Origin of the sequence: Streptacidiphilus sp. PB12-B1b (assembly GCF_014084125.1) — a bacterium.
Taxonomy (GTDB): domain Bacteria; phylum Actinomycetota; class Actinomycetes; order Streptomycetales; family Streptomycetaceae; genus Streptacidiphilus.
Genome location: NZ_CP048405.1, coordinates 5,575,405 through 5,594,862 on the forward strand (window position 1 = coordinate 5,575,405; position 19,458 = coordinate 5,594,862).

18 protein-coding genes and 2 pseudogenes are annotated in these 19,458 nt (G+C 66.6%); 14 read left to right on the plus strand and 6 right to left on the minus strand.

Going from position 1 to position 19,458, the window contains the following annotated elements; translation table 11 throughout:
* Window positions 1-10: 10 nt before the first annotated feature.
* Together GXW83_RS24130 and GXW83_RS24135 are read right to left on the minus strand one after the other, a co-directional pair.
* On the minus strand, window positions 11-175 hold the full coding sequence (locus GXW83_RS24130; protein ID WP_182445150.1) for a hypothetical protein: 165 nt from the start codon (window positions 173-175) through the stop codon (window positions 11-13).
* A gap of 49 nt (window positions 176-224) precedes the next feature.
* Window positions 225-1,697: a hypothetical protein gene (locus GXW83_RS24135; protein WP_182445151.1), complete on the minus strand. Its 1,473-nt coding sequence runs from the start codon at window positions 1,695-1,697 to the stop codon at window positions 225-227.
* Window positions 1,698-1,777: 80 nt separating this feature from the next.
* On the opposite strand from GXW83_RS24135, the gene GXW83_RS24140 reads away from it, so the two are divergent.
* The 5 genes and pseudogenes from GXW83_RS24140 to GXW83_RS24155 all read left to right on the plus strand — a co-directional run bounded on the left by GXW83_RS24140 (window position 1,778) and on the right by GXW83_RS24155 (window position 8,106).
* Entirely contained in the window at window positions 1,778-3,289 is a 1,512-nt protein-coding gene (locus tag GXW83_RS24140) for a TldD/PmbA family protein (RefSeq protein WP_182445152.1), read from the plus strand.
* Window positions 3,226-4,689, plus strand: a complete 1,464-nt coding sequence (locus GXW83_RS24145; RefSeq protein WP_182445153.1) for a metallopeptidase TldD-related protein — start codon at window positions 3,226-3,228, stop codon at window positions 4,687-4,689. Before GXW83_RS24140 ends, GXW83_RS24145 begins: the two co-directional genes overlap by 64 nt.
* Window positions 4,690-5,190: 501 nt before the next feature.
* Window positions 5,191-5,322 (plus strand): hypothetical protein, encoded by a 132-nt coding sequence (locus tag GXW83_RS34930; protein WP_255431324.1) that lies wholly within the window; start codon window positions 5,191-5,193, stop codon window positions 5,320-5,322.
* Window positions 5,323-5,374: 52 nt separating this feature from the next.
* Complete coding sequence (locus GXW83_RS24150) at window positions 5,375-6,457, plus strand: IS630 family transposase (RefSeq protein ID WP_182447527.1); 1,083 nt, start codon at window positions 5,375-5,377, stop codon at window positions 6,455-6,457.
* A gap of 69 nt (window positions 6,458-6,526) precedes the next feature.
* A pseudogene (locus tag GXW83_RS24155) lies at window positions 6,527-8,106 on the plus strand (IS1182 family transposase).
* A gap of 80 nt (window positions 8,107-8,186) precedes the next feature.
* On the opposite strand, the pseudogene GXW83_RS24160 reads toward GXW83_RS24155, so the two are convergent.
* A pseudogene (locus GXW83_RS24160) lies at window positions 8,187-9,204 on the minus strand (IS5 family transposase).
* Between the two features lie 183 nt (window positions 9,205-9,387).
* Between GXW83_RS24160 and GXW83_RS24165 the strand changes: the two are divergent.
* Window positions 9,388-9,654 (plus strand): hypothetical protein, encoded by a 267-nt coding sequence (locus GXW83_RS24165; protein ID WP_182445154.1) that lies wholly within the window; start codon window positions 9,388-9,390, stop codon window positions 9,652-9,654.
* A gap of 310 nt (window positions 9,655-9,964) precedes the next feature.
* Here GXW83_RS24165 and GXW83_RS24170 read toward each other — a convergent pair whose 3' ends face one another.
* Complete coding sequence (locus tag GXW83_RS24170; RefSeq protein ID WP_182445155.1) at window positions 9,965-10,357, minus strand: hypothetical protein; 393 nt, start codon at window positions 10,355-10,357, stop codon at window positions 9,965-9,967.
* A gap of 237 nt (window positions 10,358-10,594) precedes the next feature.
* On the opposite strand from GXW83_RS24170, the gene GXW83_RS24175 reads away from it, so the two are divergent.
* From GXW83_RS24175 to GXW83_RS24205, 7 genes are all read left to right on the plus strand, one after another.
* Window positions 10,595-11,881, plus strand: a complete 1,287-nt coding sequence (locus tag GXW83_RS24175; protein ID WP_370466893.1) for an IS256 family transposase — start codon at window positions 10,595-10,597, stop codon at window positions 11,879-11,881.
* Window positions 11,882-12,415: 534 nt separating this feature from the next.
* Window positions 12,416-12,916: a hypothetical protein gene (locus GXW83_RS24180; RefSeq protein ID WP_182445157.1), complete on the plus strand. Its 501-nt coding sequence runs from the start codon at window positions 12,416-12,418 to the stop codon at window positions 12,914-12,916.
* Between the two features lie 204 nt (window positions 12,917-13,120).
* Entirely contained in the window at window positions 13,121-13,423 is a 303-nt protein-coding gene (locus GXW83_RS24185; RefSeq protein ID WP_182445158.1) for a hypothetical protein, read from the plus strand.
* Window positions 13,424-13,615: 192 nt separating this feature from the next.
* Window positions 13,616-14,080: a hypothetical protein gene (locus GXW83_RS24190; RefSeq protein WP_182445159.1), complete on the plus strand. Its 465-nt coding sequence runs from the start codon at window positions 13,616-13,618 to the stop codon at window positions 14,078-14,080.
* Between the two features lie 67 nt (window positions 14,081-14,147).
* Complete coding sequence (locus tag GXW83_RS24195; protein WP_182445160.1) at window positions 14,148-14,552, plus strand: hypothetical protein; 405 nt, start codon at window positions 14,148-14,150, stop codon at window positions 14,550-14,552.
* Between the two features lie 627 nt (window positions 14,553-15,179).
* Window positions 15,180-15,581, plus strand: a complete 402-nt coding sequence (locus GXW83_RS24200) for a hypothetical protein (protein ID WP_182445161.1) — start codon at window positions 15,180-15,182, stop codon at window positions 15,579-15,581.
* Between the two features lie 442 nt (window positions 15,582-16,023).
* A complete protein-coding gene (locus GXW83_RS24205; RefSeq protein ID WP_182445162.1) occupies window positions 16,024-16,167 on the plus strand; it encodes a hypothetical protein in 144 nt (47 codons plus the stop codon).
* Window positions 16,168-16,893: 726 nt separating this feature from the next.
* Here the strand turns inward: GXW83_RS24205 and GXW83_RS24210 are convergent.
* On the minus strand, window positions 16,894-17,514 hold the full coding sequence (locus GXW83_RS24210; RefSeq protein ID WP_182445163.1) for a TetR/AcrR family transcriptional regulator: 621 nt from the start codon (window positions 17,512-17,514) through the stop codon (window positions 16,894-16,896).
* Between the two features lie 164 nt (window positions 17,515-17,678).
* Here GXW83_RS24210 and GXW83_RS24215 point away from each other — a divergent pair, with 164 nt between their 5' ends.
* A complete protein-coding gene (locus GXW83_RS24215) occupies window positions 17,679-18,515 on the plus strand; it encodes an alpha/beta fold hydrolase (protein WP_182445164.1) in 837 nt (278 codons plus the stop codon).
* Window positions 18,516-18,785: 270 nt separating this feature from the next.
* On the opposite strand, the gene GXW83_RS24220 is transcribed toward GXW83_RS24215, so the two are convergent.
* Window positions 18,786-19,082 carry a hypothetical protein gene (locus GXW83_RS24220; RefSeq protein ID WP_182445165.1) on the minus strand — a complete coding sequence of 99 codons (297 nt, stop codon included), beginning with the start codon at window positions 19,080-19,082 and terminating at the stop codon, window positions 18,786-18,788.
* Window positions 19,083-19,458: the final 376 nt, after the last annotated feature.

The following is a 19,458-nucleotide window of genomic DNA, read 5'->3' on the forward strand; positions in this document are numbered from 1 at the left end:
TGTCGACGCGTCAGGACGCAGCGCTCCAGCAGTTGCGGGCGAACAGCTCGAATTCCTCCGTGCCCTGGGCCAGGATCCACGCCTTGAGTTCCTCGAGGGTCATCCTGGCCTCGGGGGCCGACGCCAGGTCGGCCGTCTCGGCGACCTGGTCCGTCTGAACTGTCTGGACTGTCATGGTTCCTCCATTCAATGATGCATGACATGAACGTGACTGCACTTTTACGCTACTCCGTTTTTCCGGAATGGCAATAACTAGTTTCCACACCAATATTGCCCGCACGGATACCTGGATGCGCGCGACGGAGCGCTGCGAAATCACGAAAGGCAGCAAGGCGACCAAAAAGGGCGAACAAGGCTTCCGCGGAAGGGCCCGACCGGGCTCCCATTGCGACTTTGAACAGCCCACCGCGCTCCCCCTTCGGGAGAATCACCTCCCACCGGTGCGCGCGGAATCCGAAGCTCGCACCCCGGACCATGGGCAGGCGTTCGCGGTCGACCAGATCGCGGACGACACCGAGCAGGAAGGCGTGGTTCGTCGGGCTGTCCTCCGCGAGCCGGCACATGACGAACGGCGCGTCGCGCAGTGATCCCTTCGCTGCCAGACTCGGGTGTCCGACCCGGGCGAAGACGCCTCCGCCTCCGTCGGCGATCACCGACGCGAGCCTCCGGTTGTTGACGAAGACCTTGTCCGAGTGCCGCCGCGTCCACTGGGGATCAAAGACAAACGCGTGGTCGAGTACCGCGAGCGCATCCATCGACAGTCCTGATCCGCTGACCGACCGGGCCACGCGCAAGTACTGGCCGAACAGTCCAGCCGGCAACGAAGCCCGCTCCTCGTGGCGGCTGTAGACCGAGGCGAGGCCGACGTTGGCGAGTTCCAGCCCCTGCTGGTCGAACTTGAGACCGGACCGCAGTTCCACAACAACCAGCGGCCGGTCGTCCGCCACGGCTTCGAGGAAGTCGGCCGTCGACCAGCTGCAGGAGGAGAGCGTGGTGTCGAGGAGGATCGCCCGGGTCGTGCCGTCAGGCCGACTGCGCCACGCACGGGCGAAGGAAGCGAGGTCCATGGGCGTCAGGTCCCAGTCGTAACGGACCGGTTCGATGTACAGGACTTCGTGCTCCCCGCCGGCCGCGGCCAGGTACAGATCGGGAGTCTTCTTCGGGACGAACGCCTCACCCCGGCTCAACTCCAGCAGGATGTCGGTCTCGTAGTAGGCCGCCCATACGCCGATCCGTAACGGCGCCACGGCAGTCGGGCGGGTGATGGCGCGATAGCACTGCAGGGTCGCGGATATGGCGGCCATCCCGCTGCTGAAGGCGACATGGTCCGCGCTCCAGCCGACGGGCACCGGAGCCGACGCGCCTATGCGCGCCTCCAGACCAGTGGCGAGGGCACCGCGTTCGTAGATGTACCCGACTCCCTCCCCGGACGGGAGCAGACGGTCAGGCCCGTAGCCGGGAGATCGGAAGTGCGGGTCCGCGAAGCGGTGTGCTCGTCGCAGCAGAGCCGAGCGCAGAGTGACCGAGATGGCGTCCAGCTCCCGCTCGGTGCCGACGGAACCGAGGTCCGGACGTTGCGCGACGGCCCGAGCGGCAGAGGCCAGACGCCGGAAGGCGGATTCATCGGAGGCGGACTCGGCGAGTTCCGCGAGAACCTCGGCCTCGTCTCGACAACCACAAACCGCTCCGGCTAACATTCTTCTCCCCCGAGAGGCCGACTGAAGGATCCGGCAGTCATTATTACCACACGAATGAGTTGTCGTGGTAGCTTTCGCGGATGGTAGAAATCGACCCATACTTCACAGCCTTACCTCTCGAGCGGATAGCCGACGCAGCCCTCTCTCGCGCCCGAGAACTCGGCGCCGACCACGCTGACGTGCGCGTCGAGCGGATCCGCAGCCAACGACTGAGGCTGCACGACGCCAAGTTGAGGACTTCGCATGAAAATGATGCGACCGGCCTCGCCGTACGCGTCGTCAAGAGCGGTATGTGGGGATTCGCCTCCGAAGTCGGAATGACCCCGGAAGCGGCGCGGACAGCCGCCGAGCGTGCCGTCCGAATTGCGACCTTCTGCGCGCAAATCAATGCCATTCCGGTCGAACTGGCAGAAGAGCCCTGCCATGGCACACGCACCTGGATTTCCGCCTTTGAGCGTGATCCCTTCCATGTCCCCACCGCCGACAAGCTGGAGCTCCTGTCCGACTGGAGCCGGCGCCTGCTCGCAGACCGGCGGATCGCTCACGCCGACGCCTCGGTCCACCAGGTGAAGGAGAACAAGTTCTATGCGGACTCCGGGGGCACCACCACGATCCAGGAGCGGGTCCGCATCGCACCGGTCGCCCGGGTGTACGGCTCCGCCCACGGACGCACCGACACGATGCGCACCCTGGCGCCCCCGACCGGCCGCGGCTATGAGTACCTCACCGGCAGCGGCTGGGACTTCGATGCCGAACTCGACGCACTTCCCGACCTGCTCACCGACAAGCTCGGCGCACCGTCCGTCGAACCGGGCCGCTACGACCTGGTGGTCGACCCGTCGAACCTCTGGCTGACCATCCACGAATCGGTTGGCCACGCCACCGAACTCGACCGCGCACTGGGCTACGAGGCCGCCTACGCCGGCACGACGTTCGCCACCGTCGACACGCTCGGCAGCCTGCGCTACGGCTCGGACGCCATGAACGTCACCGGCGACCGGACCACAGAACACGGACTGTCCACGATCGGCTTCGACGACGAGGGAGTGTCCGCACAGAGCTTCGACATCGTCTCCCAGGGCCGGTTCGTCGGCTATCAGCGCGATCGCCGCACGACCGCGGCAACAGCCGACCGGCACGGCACCACCCGGTCCAACGGATGCTCATACGCCGACTCGCCGTCCTCCGCCCCCATCCAGCGGATGGCGAACGTCTCCCTGCAGCCCGCCCCAGGCGGGCCGTCGACCGAAGAGCTCATCGCCTCCGTCGACCACGGCATCTACGTGGTCGGTGACCGGAGTTGGTCGATCGACATGCAGCGCCACAACTTCCAGTTCACCGGCCAACGCTTCTTCCGGATCGAACGCGGCACCTTGGTCGGCCAACTCCGGGACGTCGCCTACCAAGCCGTCACCACGGAGTTCTGGAACTCCATGACGGCTGTCGGCGGCCCGCAGACCTATCGGCTTGGCGGCCTGTTCCACTGTGGCAAGGGTCAGCCAGGGCAGGGAGCGCCCGCCTCGCACGGATGCCCGGCAGCCCTGTTCGAAAACGTCAACGTCCTCAACACGCGCCGGGAGGCGGCACTGTGAGCAACCGGGAGCCGCTTCCGCCGCACGAGGTCGTCGAGCGGGCGCTTGCGAGGTCCACGACCTCTGCATGCATCGTGATCGCCGAGGCGGTCTCCAGTGTCAATCTTCGCTGGGCTGGGAACTCCCTCATCAGCAACGGCGACACCCGCGCCCGTACCGCCACCGTGATAGCGCTCGACCACCGGGCCGACGGAATCGCCGCCGGCACGGTCACCAGAGCAGTCGCCGACACCGGCCAACTGGCCCGCTTGGTCGAGGACGCCGAAGCCGTCGCCAGGCATCAGCGGCCGGTCGAGGACGCCCTACCGCTGGTAGCGAGCCGCTCCGCAGTGCCGGGGTTCACGGATCCCCCGGTCGAGACGGACATCAGTGTGTTCACGGGACTCGCGCCCGCCCTCCGTGAGACGTTCGCCGAGGCCACAGCAGCGGACCGCACGCTCTACGGCTACGCCGAGCACACCGTGGCCACGACCTACGTCGGCAGCTCCTCCGGGTTGCGCGCCCGGCACGACGGACCAGTCGGAAAGCTTGAACTGACCGTCAAAACGGGCGACGGAGAACGCTCCGCCTGGGGCGGTGCCGGCACCACGGACTTCACCGACGTGGACGTGGAGGCGTTGGCCGGACAACTCGCCCAACGCCTGGCCTGGGGAAAGAGGCGCGTCAACCTGCCACCGGGACGGTACGAGACGGTACTGCCGCCGAGTGCGGTCGCCGACCTGATGCTGCATCTGTACTCCTGGGCCAGCTCGGCGGAGGCGATCGAAGGGAACAACGCCTTCTCACGACCGGGAGCCGACGGCGGGACACGCATCGGCGAACGTCTGTCCGCGCTGCCATTGGACCTCTACAGCGACCCGAGCATGCCCGGGCTCCAGTGCACACCGTTCGTCACGGCCCACACGTCCGGACTGGACGTGTCGGTGTTCGACAACGGACACCCCCTCGACCGCACGGACTGGATCCGCGACGGCGTCCTGACAGCGCTTCCGATGTCCCGCCACGGCGCGTCCACGACCGGGAGGAACCCGACTCCCCGTATCGACAACCTGATCCTGTCCCGACGAGGTGCCACCTCGTCGATGAACGACCTGATCAGCGCCACCGACTACGGGCTGCTGCTGACCAGCCTCTGGTACGTCCGGGACCTGGACCCGCAGACACTGCTGCTCACCGGGCTGACCCGGGACGGCGTGTATCTGATCGACTCGGGAGAGGTGGTCGGTGAGGTCGGCAACTTCCGGTTCAACGACAGCCCGCTCGACCTCCTGTCACGGATCACCGAGGCAGGCGTGACCACTGCAGCATTGCCCAGAGAACGGAGCTCAGCCGCCCGAACGGCGATGCCCGCGGTCCGCGCCTCCAACTTCAACATGTCGACAGCCAGCCGGGCACGATGAGTCCGGCGGGAGCTCTGAAGGCTCCTCACCAGCAGCTGCCCGGGGTTCAGCCCATGTGGTTGAGGTGAGGAGCTTCAGCCACATGATCGATCCTCTGACCTGAGCATCCGGTGGCACAGAGTGCAGCTGCAGAGGATCCTGGAAGCCGGCATCCGGCGTTGCAAGGCCAACCGGGCGTCCGAGGAGGAGCGGGAACGGGCCCGTCAGCACGCCGCCGCGCCGGCTGCCGAGTTCGAGACCTTCGCACGCTGGGGCAGACCTACGCGGGGGTGATCCGAAATCTGGCCCGATCAGGGCTTTGCAGGCCGCCTGGTCGACTGGGCCGCCGGAACCCTCGGCCGGCAGTTGGAGATCGTCCGCAAGGACCCCGACCAGCGGGGTTTCCAGGTCCAGCCGAAGCGGTGGGCGGTAGAGCGCACCTTCTCGTAGCTCACCCGCTCCCCCACTGCGGCCCAACCAATACCAACTGAACCAGGACAGAGGGACCGCTACTGTCATGCCGTGATCGACTTCAACGCAGCCCGTCTCGGGGCCGAGGCAGCGTACCGCCTACGGGAAGCCGACTGCCGCACCGTCGAATCCGGCCTCAACGACGACGAGTTCGAGCGCATCGAGGCGACCTACGGCTTCTAGTGTCCTGCGCCTGAAGTTCGCTGTATATGTGTAGCCTTGGTCTGTGGCGCGAATGGGGCGGCCGATGGCCGAGCTGACGTTGACGGACGATGAGCGCGAGACGTTGGTCCGCTGGTCGCGGCGGGCCAAGTCCTCGCAGGCGCTGGCGCAACGCTGCCGGATCGTTCTCGGCTGTGCGGAGGGGAAGTCGAACCAGGTGGTCGCTGCCGAGTTGGGCATCTGGCCGCAGACGGTCGGCAAGTGGCGGCGGCGTTTCCTGGAGAGCCGTCTGGATGGCCTGGCCGACGAGCAACGGCCCGGCGCCCCCAGGAAGATCGGCGATGACCAGGTCGAGGACCTGGTCATCGCCACGCTGGAGCGGGCTCCCAAGGATGCGACGCACTGGTCGCGGGCGTCCATGGCAGCCGAGAGCGGGCTGTCGAAGTCCACGGTCGGCCGGGTCTGGAAGGCGTTCGGCCTCAAGCCGCACCTGGTGGAGACCTTTAAGCTCAGCAAGGACCCGCAGTTCATCGACAAGGTCCGCGACGTGGTCGGGCTCTACCTGGACCCGCCGGAGCGGGCCCTGGTCCTGTGCGTGGACGAGAAGAGCCAGATCCAGGCGCTGGACCGCTCGGCACCGGTCCTGCCGATGATGCCCGGGATGCCCGAGCGACGCACCCACGACTACCTGCGCAACGGCGTCACCACACTGTTCGCCGCACTGGACGTGGCCACGGGCGAGGTCATCGGCTCACTCCACCGCCGACACCGGGCCACGGAGTTCAAGAAGTTCCTCACCAAGCTGGACAAGGAAGTGCCGGCCGACCTGGACGTGCACCTCATCTGCGACAACTACGCCACCCACAAGACCCCCGCGATCCAGAAGTGGCTTGCCGCCCACCCGCGGTTCCACCTGCACTTCACCCCCACCAGCTCGTCCTGGCTCAACCAGGTCGAGCGGTGGTTCGGCCTGCTGACGGACAAGCAACTCCGACGCGGAGTCCACACGTCCGTCCGCGCGCTGGAGAAGGACATCCGGGACTGGATCAAGACCTGGAACGGGAACCCACGGCCCTTCACCTGGACCAGGACCGCCGACGAGATCCTCGAACGACTCGCCACATATCTTGAACGATCTCCTGGCGCAGGACACTAGAAGGCCGATGAAGATGTTGGGTTCTGGCCCTGCCGGGTGAGTGGTGGGGCCAGACTCGTTTTTGTGGTGATGGGTGAGTGGGGCGGGGAGGCCGTTGGGCCGGATGTGTGGGAGGCGTGCCGGGATCTGATTCCGGCGGGGAGCGTGTTCGCTTTCCTGGCCGGGCACCGTGGCACGCTGTTCCCAGCGGGGATGTTCGCGGACATGTGTCCCTCGGCGAACGGACGCCCCAGCATGCCGCCGCAGATCCTGGCAGCAGCGGTCACGCTCCAGGCCCTGCACGGGCTCTCGGACTTCGAGACCGTCCAGGAACTGCGCTGTGACCTGCGGTGGAAGGCCGCGTGCGGACTGGGCCTGCACGACACCGCGTTCGACTCATCGCTACTGGCCTACTTCCGCCGCCGCCTGGCCCGCTCCGCCCGCCCGAACCGCGTCTTCGAGGCCGTGCGCGAGGTCGTCCACGCCACCGGCGTCCTGAAGGGCAAGCAGCGCAGGGCACTGGATTCCACCGTGCTGGACGACGCGGTGGCCACCCAGGACACCGTCACCCAGATCATCGCCGCGATCCGCACGGTGATCCGCGAAGTCCCCGCAGCCGACCGGCTCGCGGCCGTGCAGTGCACCGCCCACCACTACACCGACCCGGGCAAGCCCCGCATCGCCTGGAACGACGCCCAGGCCCGAGCGGACCTGGTCGACGCCCTGGTCGCCGACGCCCTGCGGCTCCTGGGCCACCTGCCCGAGCAGGAACTCGGCGAGAAGGCCGCCAGCGCGGTGGGCTGCTGGCCCTGGTCGCCGGCCAGGACGTCGAGCCCGCCGAGGACTCCGACGGCACCGACGGACGCTGGCGCATCACCCAGGGCACCGCGCCCGACCGCATCGTCTCCACCGTCGACCCCGAAGCCCGGCACGTCCACAAGACCCGCAGCCACCAGCAGGACGGATTCAAGGCCCACCTCGCCTTCGAACCCGAGACCGGGCTGTTCACCGCCGTCGCCCTGCGGCCCGGCGCCAGCGTCGAGCACCACGAAGCCACCGTCGCCCTGGACTTACTCAGCGAGGAGGATGGCCCTGTCGACGTGCTGGGCGACACCGCCTACTCCAGCAGCCGGGCCCGCCAGGCCCTGGAAGAAGCCGGCCACCGGCTCTTCGTGAAGCCGCCACCCCTGCGGCCCGCCGTCCCCGGCGGCTTCACCCTGGACGACTTCGCCATCGACACCACCGCCGCCACGGTGACCTGCCCCCAAGGCCACACCGTCGAACTCGCCCCACCACGCGGACAGCACCAGCAACGCAAGGCCACCTTCGGGAACCTGTGCACCGGATGCCCACTGCACGAACGCTGCACCACAGCCAAGGCCGGGCGCATCCTGACCATCCGCCCGCACCACGACCACCAGGCCACCGCCCGCCACCAGGCCGCCACCGACCCCGCCTGGCAGGCCGAATACCGCCGATGGCGACCACCGGTCGAACGCGCCGTCGCCTGGATCGTCCACCACGGCAACCGCCGCCTGCACTACCGCGGCACCCTCAGGAACGACACCTGGCTCCACACCCGAGCCGCCACCCTCAACCTCCGCCGCCTGATCAACCTCGGACTCACCCACACCAGCACCACCTGGCAACTCAACCCACCCACGGCATAGCAAAGGGGCCACCCGGCCAGCAGCCGGACAGCCCCTCGACAAGATCTTCATCGGCCTTCTAGGAGCTGTTGGGGTTCGGATCATGTGGTTGAGGTGAGGTGCTTCAGCCACATGATCGAGCCTCGGAGGTGGAGTCCGGCCTCGAAGCTCTCCGGGCTCTTGTCGTAGCGGGTGGCCACCCCGCGCCAGGTCTTGACCTTCTGGAAACAGCGTTCGACGGTGTTCCTGTCCTTGTAGAGCTCGGTGTCGTGGCTGACGGGCCGGCCGCCCCTGCTGCCCTTCTTCTTGCGGTTGGCGGCCTGGTCCCTCTTCTCCGGGATGACGGCCTTGATGCCACGTTTGCGCAGGTAGGCCCGGTTGGCCTTGGAGGAGTAGGCCTTGTCGGCGGCGACCGCGTCCGGGCGGGTACGCGGGCGGCCGACCGGCCCCGGGACCCTGATCTTCTCCAGCACGGTCCGGAACTGCGGGCAGTCCGCCGCCTGACCGGGCGTCAGGACGAAGGCCAGCGGCAGCCCGGCGGAGTCGACCGCGGCATGGATCTTGCAGCTCAGTCCGCCCCGGGACCGGCCGAGTCCGGCAGCCTTCGCACGGGCTTTGCGGCGACGCCGCGCCGCGGCACGATCCGCACCCGCCTGGTCTGCGGCGGCCGCGTCCGCTGCGGCCTGCGGTGCACCACCCGCCACACCGGTGGCTGGACCGCAAGCGGAGCCCCCTTTTCCTCGGTCAATGCCTGTTCGAGGGCATCCAGGGTCTCCCCGGCGACGGCCAGCCCGGCTGAGTCCTGGTGCGCGCGCACGACCGTGGAGTCCACGCTCACCAGTTCCAGGCCGACCACCCCCCGCCCGGCCGCCTCCGCGATCAACGCGTCCATCAACCCCTGGAGCACCCCGGCCCTGGCCCAGCTGTTGAAGCGGGAGTAGACCGTGGACCAGGGCCCGTACCTCTCCGGGACATCACGCCAGCCCGACCCGGTACGAAAACGCCAGATCACCCCGTTGAACTGGTCCCGCACCCGCCGAGGCAACGGCCCCGTAGCCGCCACCGGCAGAAGAGGCTCGATCACATCCACTCGGCATCCGTCACATCAAAACGCGCCACACCCGAGTTCTACCAGCAACCATCACGACAACGAGATCCGAACCCCGAACAGCTCCTAGACCGCAAGCAGCACGAAGGATCCGAGGAGAGGGCGCAGCGCGCCCGGAGGGCCCTGCGTGCGCTGGATGTGATGCTCGACGGCCCGGAGCCCGGTGCGGCAGCGCCGGTACCGGCCGCCCGGGCGTGAGCGTCGAGGTCCTCATGGATGAAGATGGCCACCACCGTGAGGCAGGCGCCGATGATGAGGTGATCGCGCGGAGCATGCTGCTCTGGCAGATCACCGGAGGGCAGGTCGCCGTGGTGACCGCGGACACCGGCATGCGCCTGCGCGCGCAGGCCGCGGGGCTTCAAGTCGTGCGGCAGCGAGTGTGCGATGGCTTGAACCCCCTGCCGTCGCGCGTCGTCGCAGCGTTGGGCCGCCCTGTCGGCCGTGTACGGATGGCCGATTGAATGCCTGTCGGGCCCCGGTCCGCGCGTGGTCACAGCCATGTCCCAGCCCCGGTGCGGTGCGAACGCCGACGACGCCTGGCAGGTGGAGCCGGCCAGGTGCACGGCGGGCCGCGCCACCGAAGCGGTGGTGCCCCGTCGCTACTGGGCGCGGTCAGTGGTCCGTCCGGGTGGGCGGACAGTTCCGAACTGTCCGCCTATCTGGATCTTGCACCGACTCCTGTCAGGTACGCGATGAGTGGGAAAACCCCGGACCATGAGTGTGGCTGCGCCCTGGCGGGGTGCGCAGCCACAGCAGACGGTGCGACGGTGCTCAGCTGATGTCGGTCAGGCCGTCTGCCCAGCCGGCGGCGGTCATGGGCTCGGGGTCCAGGACGGTGGCCTTTCCGTTGGCGTCGAGACTGGTGGGGACGAGTTGGAGGGTGCCGGTGGAGTCGACGGTCCACAGTGCGGGGCCGTTGGTGCTGCCTGAACCAGTGAAGTTGGCGGAGGTGATCAGGGGATAGGTGCTACCGGTGAGAGGGCTGGTGAGGCCGCTCGTGGTGATGGTGCTTCCGGTGAGGGTGCCGGTGGTGTCCGCGTCGATGTCCAGGTACTGGGTCAGCGCACCGGTGCTGGTGCTGCGGGTCCACAGGGCGTGGCTGCCGTTGATCAGGCCCGGGTTGATGAGGGTGACGCCGGACCAGGCGGCACCGCTGGCCAGCAAGGTGGGGGACCGGGGTTGGGGCCGTTCATGGGGAACTCCCACAGGTATTCGGTGCCGCCCGAGAGTTCGAGGGTGACCAGGTCGGTGGTGGTCAGGACGTTGTTAGCGTTCAGGCTCGACAGGGCGACGACCTGCTGGACCTGGCTCCAGTCGCCGGCGTAGGCGGCGGCAGCCGCGGCAGGGTCTGTACGGTCTTCGGTGTAACTCCCGATCATGGAAGTAGCACTGATGAGCGACGTGACTGCCAAGGTTGAGGCGGTTGAAGAGGTCCGTTCGGTCGAGTCGCCGGCGGACGTGCTGGACGAGCAGTTGATCAGCCAGCTGGTGGACCGGGCCCGCGCGGGCGGGCTCCAGCTGACCGGTGAGGGAGGGCTGCTGCAGCAGCTGACCAAGCGGGTGCTGGAGTCCGCGCTGGAGGGCGAGATCACCGATCACCTCGGCTACGAGAAGCACGATCCGGCCGGTTCGGGCAGCGGCAACAGCCGCAACGGTGTCCGCTCGAAGACCGTGCTGACAGATGTCGGTCCGGTGGAGATCACCGTTCCGCGGGACCGTGATGGCAGCTTCGAGCCGCAGATCGTCAAGAAGCGCCAGCGCCGGCTGACCGGCATCGATGAGATGGTACTGTCGCTGTCCGCGCGGGGTCTGACGCACGGTGACATATCCGCCCACCTGGCCGAGGTCTACGGCGCGAGTGTGTCCAAGCAGACCATCTCGACCATCACCGACAAGGTCATGGACGGCATGGCCGAGTGGCAGAACCGGCCCTTGGACCCGGTCTACCCGGTGATCTTCATTGACTGCATTCACGTGAAAGTCCGCGACGGCCAGGTGGCCAACCGGCCGATCTACGTGGCTCTGGCCGTGACCGTCGAGGGCACCCGCGACATCCTCGGCCTGTGGGCCGGCGACGGCGGCGAAGGTGCCAAGTACTGGCTCCAGGTGCTGACCGAGATCAAGAACCGCGGCGTCCAGGACGTCTGCATGGTCGTCTGCGACGGACTCAAGGGCCTGCCCGACGCGATCGGCACCGTCTGGCCCCAGGCAGTGACGCAGACCTGCGTCGTTCACCTTCTGCGGGCCTCGTTCCGCTACGCGGGACGCCAGGACTGGGACAAGATCTCCCGCTCGCTCAAGCCCGTCTACACCGCGCCGACCGCGCAGGCCGCCGAGGACCGGTTCCTGGAGTTCCAGGAGGAATGGGACGACAAGTACCCGGCGATCGTGCGGCTTTGGGAGAACGCCTGGGCCGAGTTCGTTCCGTTCCTCCAGTTCGACGTCGAGATCCGTCGGATCGTCTGCACGACCAACGCGATCGAAAGCGTCAACGCGCGCATCCGCAAGGCCGTCCGCGCCCGCGGGCACTTCCCCAACGAGGCCGCCGCGCTGAAGTGCGTCTACATGGCCGTCATGAGCCTGGACCCCACCGGGCAGGGCCGCAAACGCTGGACCATGCGATGGAAGCCCGCACTGCAGGCCTTCGACATCGCCTTCGACGGCCGACTCTCCATCGGCCGCCGCTAACTCACACCAACGAGTTACACCGTTGACTGGACAGGCCCTGACAGCCGGAGTTGCCCTGGGGGCTGACGCCGTGGCGACAGGTGATTCGCTCGTGAACACGGCGGAGGACATAAGCGGCGGTGCTTCTGCCGGAAAGACTGCGCTTGACGCCTTCGGCGCCGTCGCTGGACTCGCGGGATTGGGAACGGCGGGGTTCGGCAAGCTGGGAGTAGGCGCAATGCTCGACCGAAACGTTACGACAGCTGGCGGTGCCCTGGAAGATGCTGCGTCGGATGCAGCCAAACGCCCATGGTCATTTAAGGCAGCTGGGACATTGACGGCTGCACAGGTTGGCCTGGGTAACGCCATCAACGCTCAGAGTGTCGGATTGGGCATCAACCTCGGTGCGGCTAGTATTGGGGACACGATCACCATGTTCGGTAACGCCGGATACGCCCCGCAGGGCTAGCTGTACGGGCGCCTGCGGAGGCATAGCCTCCTTCCGCTGGAACCGCTAGCGATTGCGCCGGAAATTACCGAACGATAGGAGTGGAATTGAGCTTCGACTACTGGATCGTCTCAGAGCTCGGGTTTATCGTTCCCAAGTGGGCCAAGAGGATCTTTGGTTTGACGGGAGCCGAGCTGGATCTTCCGATCAGGTCCCCAAAGAAGAGTAGCCTCGACGCCAACGGGCTATTGCGATCTGAGATGTTCGCTTCAATATTTTGGCTGACCTTGTCCTTCGTCTCACTGGGTCTCTCCTTCATTTTCCTTGTGGTTTGTAGAATCATCGTTGGGGAGGGCTTCCTCTGCAGCCCGTGGCTGCTTCTTCCTGTGAGCATGGCAGCGGTCCTGGCCTTCTCCGTCGTGGAGTACATCATTTGCACTCTCAGGGCCCGGATGCTGTCGAATCACATCGATGCAACCCGCAGATCAAAGAGAGAACGGGCTGCCGGCCTCCCTGGGCGAGTAATTCCAAAAGCATATGATTTCTGGCTGGGCTTCGTCGTTGCATGGATCATTCTCATGGTGACCGCCTTCGCCACGATCCATTAAATTCTCAGGATGATTATGGCTGGATGGCGTGTCTGCAATGCCATCAATGGTGTTGCCTGGGGCGCGGGCACGGTACAGACTTCGGCTAGCGCGTACAGCGACAGTGTTGTTGTGCCAGCAAGGTTCGAACCCGCAGTGGTGAATGTTGCGCAGAATGGGGAGCGTTATCCGCTCGGCATGACGTATTCGTCATAAAAAATTTCCATGGCGGGCGAGGCGATCGGGAAGTTCGGCACCGGCCTGACCCTCCTCGGCGGTGTCGGCTCGGCGACCTCTGGCTATCTTGGCGCCAGGGACGGCAGCCACTCAGCTGCTGATTCCGCTGGCGTCGGCACAGCCGAGGGAGTCGGCGACACGGTGATCGGCCTGGGCGCCGCAGCCAATGGCGCACTGATCGGCACGATGGTGGGAGGTCCCGTTGGCGCAGGAGTGGGCGCGGTCGTCGGCCTAGGTATCGCCTACTTCAGCAGCAGTGCCTTCAATGATGCGGTTTCTCGCTGGTTCTAGCCCGCATCACAAGAGATCGTCCGCTTACGGTGACATGCGCGCCGGCTCCACCCTCACTCACCGGCATGCCGGGGAACAGGTGAATGGGTGGGGCCGGAGTTAAGCATGTACGAACCAGAGGGGTGCATACCTGTTGCGCTGATCACAAGGGAGCACATATCGGGTTGATCCCCTGAGTGCTAGAATCGCTTCATGTCCGATATCAGATATTCCTTGAACCGAGAACAACCTCAGCACTTTTTGAAGCTATTTCTCCTGATCGTCGTCATTTTCGCCGCAATCGAAGCCTCGATTATCACCCATTTCCCCCCGGTGGCCTCCTGGGCCGCAGGGGCAGTGATGATCGCGCTTCTGATCGGCACGTGGCTCACCGGATCGGGCTCAACCGTCCTGGAGTCGGCGGGAATCCGTATCCGATGGAGCCCCCTACCTTCCCGCTTGTATTCCTGGGAAGAAATCAGTGCCATTGTGTTGAAAGATTCCGGAACGGGCCTCTTCGGTGCTACACGCAGCCTGGAGCTGCGAACAAAAGCGGGGCGGAGGCACAGGGTGGCCGGTCTCGAGGACAGTCCCCGCCGCAGCGATCCCGAGCTGAAGGCCAAGCTCGAGGAGATTAGGCAGGCGTGGAAGGCCCATGGAGTTGAGCACACCCACTGAGACCGTTGGTCGGACGGCTCTCCATTGGTTGGGCAAAGCCCGCGATGGATCCCAGAAGGAGTTCCCCGTGATCATCACTGCTTCTGCGGTCATGGCGGCGAATGCGGACTGGATCATCCCCCTCTGTGCAGCTGCCGTCGTGATTTTTGCCGCGCGCATGACATCTTTGTGTGCGATACCCAAGCAGCGGCTGACGGTCGTCGTGTCCTGCGGCGTCATGCTTGTGACTGCCGGCGCCCTGGGCATTGTCAAGCATCAGACGGCACTGCATGCGATCACACTCTTCGGCATAGCCATGATTTCGTTTGCCTTTGGCACCCTCGGAGTGGGGGCCGATCTGAGGGAGTTCTATAAGGCGAGGGCCGGGGGAGATCTTAAGCGTCAAATTTCTGCATCAACTTCACGCAGAATGCTGTGGCAGATCATGGCGTCGATCGTCGTGCTTCTAGTCCTCGACTACATCCTGTTTTGATTTCCTTTGGGGTTGCCCACTGCGCTCACTGGATTGAGGCTAAAGATACGTCGCCGAACATTTGCCATCCTGAGATGACTGAAACGTGTCTCATGTGGCTCCGCGTGCCAGATTCTGGAATTGATCTTTATGCGGAATCTCGACGCTTCGTCAGCTTCCGGTCGGCATGCCTCGGCGCCCCGCATGACAAACTCCTCACGCCACGCTGCTAGCCAGTGCTTGTCACCCCCCCCGCAGTCATAACGTGGCCAACTCGGCCTCAACGAGCACGCATCTGTCTCAGGTCTCAGGTGGACTTGGTAGTCCGCATCGGACATACGCTCAGGTGCCCTGAGGTCTCCGACCAGGGCACCTGCACACTCAGGCATCAAGGTACTATGTGGCTCGCTCACCGTTCTCGCCAGGCCCTTGACCGGGCCGTCGTCGAGCGAAGGGTCCTTTGGCCGGCGGCAGCGCCAGAGAACGATCACCGCAGACGGCCGTCCCGTCTGGTGCCGTCAGCGTGCCTCGGCACCCAGTGTGATGACAGCCTGGGCCTCTGGACCCCAGCGTATCCAACGCGGTAAGCCAAAACTCCTTGCGCTATGCCCTAGGAGTTCTTTCTACATCCGGACCGCCGAGGGGCAGATGAACACGTACGCGAGTCCTATCCAGGGCGTCGGAATTTCCTGGCTGGTAGCGATTGCCATGGCGCTGGCTCTAGCTTTCCCGTTCAGCTTCTACTCGATAAGCGCCGCTGACAGGGCAGGGGTCCGACTGAGGCTGCTGGGGGCCTCCCTCGCAGGATTCGCAGTGACCGCCGGGCTCGGACTGCTCAGGGGAAACTCGGTCAGCGGAATCATAGTGCTCTACTGCGATGTGATGGTCACCGGAATCATAGGCGGCCTGCTGATCTCCTCCCTCGCCCGTAAAATCACTCCGGGTGTCCCCGTCGATCAAGAAAAGGCTCAAAAGCTCGGCTACAAGCTCGGCGGACTGCTGATGGCTGTCATCTGCATTCTGCTATTCCTTGAGTACGGGCCGATCTAACTGGGCGTTTCACCCCCAGGGCTGTTGCAAGGTCGGCGTGATCTTGTGAGAGGCCTGGTCAGGTCTGGCGTGTGAGCGGATAGGCCGAAGCTCCGTTGAGGCGGGTGACATCCCAAGCCGCCTGCCAGCAACGGAGCTTCGGTGTTGTGTGAGTCCGCCACGCCTGTCCGCGTGCTGTCCTGTGCTGTCGCCGGTTCAGGGGACGCGGTCGAGCCGTTGGATCCGCGGACAAGGCGGGGTCGGCGCCATCCGCTGCTGGCGGTGGTGCGGGCCGCAGGGTGCGCGGTGGCGGCCGGGGCACGCTCGTAACACGGCGATCGGCCAGCGGCTGTGCCGAGCGCCTCAGCACACCCCGGCCCGCCTGGGCTCCCCCGCCCGCGGCGGGCTCGGGGTACGGCCGGCCGCACACCTGGCCGCGGTCCTCGACCAGGACGACCAGCTCTTGGCCCAGCTGCGCGTACCGGTCGCCGAAGACCGGGCCCTGCGGCTTAAGGGATATCAGGTCTACCGATTCGGCGGCTACGAACTCGGACTGAGAACCGCACCGGCGCCGCTTCGCGAGTTCTTTGCCGCATTGATTGGCTGACGGCGGAACCATCCTGCCTGTCGCACGGGCAATCGCCCAAGGAATGCAGTGCTGCAGAGCGGCTGCGCCACGGCGCAGCTATTCGGTGATATCGAGGCGCTGCGGTATCGGGTTCTCGAAGAGGACGACGTCATAGTGGTGCGACAGCTCATCTCTCGCCAACCGGAAGCTGTTGGCCAGGTCAGATGAGGAATCGTCGTTGTCGTGCAGGACTCAGTTGCCGTGAAAGGTGACACGCTGCTCCAGCCATTCGCAGGCTTGTGCCGTAGTTGTCGCACGGGGCTCGTCGTGCTCCATCAGCCCGGCAGAGCCCGTTTCGGGCCAGCACTGGACAGAACCCGGGGGCTGCGGTTCGCCGGCTTGCTCTCCCGGGCCGCCCCGAAGCCGTGATCCCTGGCCGACCGGCACCAGCGGCTGGATCTGCTGGTGCTCAACGCCGGATCGCCGGACCCGGGCGCCGCACCCTCACCAGCGAGGGCAACGAACTGTGCTTCCAGGTCAACCACCTGGCCCCCTGCTCACCCGTCTCCTGGAGCGTCCGCCGGCGCGTGGCACGAACAGCGGGACCGTGGCCCTGAGTTCCGGTCTGCACCGCAAGCTGGCACTGACCACCTTCGTCACTGCACTCGCCCGCTGGCTCCCCGAGAATCAGACCGCGATCAGCGTAGGCGCCAGCCGGCCCGCACGTGTTGCACGGTGAAGTTGACCCCGGCGCCGGCCGCCGTTTCAGCGGGCGGGGGTGTCCGAGGCCGCCGGGGCCGGGACGGCTGACGCGGCGGTCTCGAAGAGTGCGAGGGCGGTCGTGGCGGCGTTGTCGAGAAGTTCGTCTGCCATGGCTCGGTCGGCGAGGGCACGTGAGATCTGGATGCTGCCGGCCATCATGGCGAAGGCGGTGGTGACGGCGGTGCGGGAGGCGGCGGGGTCGGCCGGGGTCAGTCGGCGGGCGATCTCCTCCATGAGGAGGGTCAGTCCCTGGGTGTATGACTGCCTGACGCCATCGGAGCAGCGGCCGATCTCGTCGAGCAGCGCGGCGGAGACGCATCCGTCGGATTGGCCGTCGCGGTGTTGGGCGGACAGGTAGTACCGGACGAACTCCTCGACTCCGGCGCGGCCGGGAGGCAGGGCGTCGACGATGCGCTGCTGGAGCGCGAGCTGATCGGCGACGGTGTGGGCGACCAGGTCGTCCTTGGAGCTGAAGTGCTTGTAGAAGCCCCCGTTGGTCAGTCCGGCGTCCGCCATGAGTCCGGCGATGCCGGTGCCGTCGATGCCGTCGGCTTTGAACAGCCGGCCGGCCGAGTCGAGGATCCGCTGCCGGGTCTCGTCCTTGTCTCCCTTGGATCGCCTCATGCTCTTCTCCCGCGCCCGGATGTTGCTTGTGTGCCAGGCACCACTCTAATAGATTATGGTCGTAATCTAAACGGTGCCCCGTCGACGCACGGGATCCCGCCGTCGACGACACACCCATGCACATGCACCGCACGTTCCGCCCTCGCTGTCTACAGGAGCCCGCCATGAGCACGTACGCCACCCTCACGACCCAGACCGTCGAAGCCGCCGACGGCGTCGAGTACGCCTACCGCAGCCTGGGCGACGACACCGGCCACCGGCCGACGCTCGTGCTCCTCCAGCACTTCCGCGGCAACCTCGACAACTGGGACCCCGCCCTGCTCGACGCCCTCGCCACCGGACGCCGGGTCATCGCCTTCGACAACCGCGGCGTGGGCGCCACCACCGGCACCACCCCCGACACCGTCGCCGCCATGGCCGAAGACGCCGTCGCCTTCATCACCGCCCTCGGCCTGACCAGCGTGGACCTGCTCGGCTTCTCCCTGGGCAGCTTCGTCGCCCAGGAGGTCGCCCTGATCCGCCCCGACCTGGCCCGGCGCATCGTCCTCGCCTCCTCCGCCCCACAGGGCGCCACCGGCATGCACGGCTGGGCGCCCGAGGTCATCGACGCCGTCGGCCGCGAGACCCCCTCCGCCGAGGACTACGTCAGCGTGTTCTTCACCGCCCCCCACAACGCCGCCGCCGCCGGCCGGGTCTTCGGCACCCGCACCGAGGGCCACGACGCCCCCACCACCTGGGCCACCCGACTCGCCCAGTACGACGCCGTCACCCGCTGGGGCATCCCCAATCACGCCCTCCTGCAGCGCCTGCAGGCCATCACTCAGCCCGTCTTCGTCGCCAACGGCGACAGCGACCCGATGATCCTGCCCCGCTACTCCCACCTCCTCGCCGGACTCCTGCCCGACGCCACCATCAAGATCTACCCCGACGCCGCGCACGGCTTCCTGTTCCAGCACCACGAGGAGTTTGCTGCCGACGTCGCCACGTTCCTCGACCGCTGATCCGGCACGCACACCCCGCCCCGGACGGCCGTCGGCTGGATGTCGTTGCAGGGCAGCAGCGGCCGGCGAGAACGCCACGCGCTGTTCCGTCCGGGCGGGGGCAGGGTTTCGGTGGGCAGCGGCCGAAGCCCGGCGCAGCGGCGTCGCCGAACACATCGGCGCCCTGATCGCGGCCGGGACCGACTGGCGCGTCGCCCACGCCGTCCACGCCTGTCGGCCGACCGCCGACCGTCCCGCCGGACGAATCGTCCTGACCGTCCAGTCCGAGCTCTACGCCGGCGCGGTGTCGACCCGATCGACCCCGGCAAGATCAGCTGACCCGGGCGGCGAACCTGCCATGAGGCCGCAGGCCTGGGCACTCGCCGGCTCGGTCCACCCGCACAGGTGCGCGGTCAGGCTCGGCGAGCTGATACCGGACAGCCCCACGGGCGCGATCCCCAACAGGTCCACAGCGCACCGCAGCCGGTTCCGAGTGCCTGGTGCGATCCCGGCGATGTACTCGTTCCAGAACCTCGGGATGTCGATCGACTGTACGATCGTGGCCCGCGCCAGCTCGCGGCCGACCATCACCGGATCACCTCCGTGGTGTCCAGGCCGTCCAGCTCGCGGGTCACCTGTCTCACGGGGCGTCATGTGTATACCGTCGAGGTGTCCAAGGGGCATCGGCAGGGCGCCCCGGACCGATCTCACCCACCGGCGCAGCACGCAGGCCCTTCGGCCCCCGCACCTCCTGCGGCACCTGCTCGCAGGAGCTCGCTGGAAGGCCGACCGGAGTGCCGGTGCTTGGGCACAATTCATGCGACGTTCCAGCGGTATCCCCCCATGAGCCTTGTCGTGTCCCCTAGGTTTCCTTGCGATCCGCTGTACCTGTCCGGACAAGTCAGTCCGGGGTGCATCCGTCATCGAAGGGAAGTAATCGGCTCATGCCCATGCGATCATGGCG

What these genes read in the sequence shown, in the direction of transcription:
- GXW83_RS24150 (WP_182447527.1), top strand. Translation starts at nt 5,375, where the DNA reads ATGGGGCGGCCGATGGCCGAGCTGACGTTGACGGACGATGAGCGCGAG.
- GXW83_RS24140 (WP_182445152.1), top strand. Translation starts at nt 1,778, where the DNA reads ATGGTAGAAATCGACCCATACTTCACAGCCTTACCTCTCGAGCGGATA.
- GXW83_RS24145 (WP_182445153.1), top strand. Translation starts at nt 3,226, where the DNA reads ATGCCCGGCAGCCCTGTTCGAAAACGTCAACGTCCTCAACACGCGCCG.
- GXW83_RS24220 (WP_182445165.1), bottom strand. Translation starts at nt 19,082, where the DNA reads ATGGTCGGCCGCGAGCTGGCGCGGGCCACGATCGTACAGTCGATCGAC.
- GXW83_RS24210 (WP_182445163.1), bottom strand. Translation starts at nt 17,514, where the DNA reads ATGAGGCGATCCAAGGGAGACAAGGACGAGACCCGGCAGCGGATCCTC.
- GXW83_RS24130 (WP_182445150.1), bottom strand. Translation starts at nt 175, where the DNA reads ATGACAGTCCAGACAGTTCAGACGGACCAGGTCGCCGAGACGGCCGAC.
- GXW83_RS24200 (WP_182445161.1), top strand. Translation starts at nt 15,180, where the DNA reads ATGAACACGTACGCGAGTCCTATCCAGGGCGTCGGAATTTCCTGGCTG.
- GXW83_RS24135 (WP_182445151.1), bottom strand. Translation starts at nt 1,697, where the DNA reads ATGTTAGCCGGAGCGGTTTGTGGTTGTCGAGACGAGGCCGAGGTTCTC.
- GXW83_RS24215 (WP_182445164.1), top strand. Translation starts at nt 17,679, where the DNA reads ATGAGCACGTACGCCACCCTCACGACCCAGACCGTCGAAGCCGCCGAC.
- GXW83_RS24185 (WP_182445158.1), top strand. Translation starts at nt 13,121, where the DNA reads ATGGCGGGCGAGGCGATCGGGAAGTTCGGCACCGGCCTGACCCTCCTC.
- GXW83_RS24190 (WP_182445159.1), top strand. Translation starts at nt 13,616, where the DNA reads ATGTCCGATATCAGATATTCCTTGAACCGAGAACAACCTCAGCACTTT.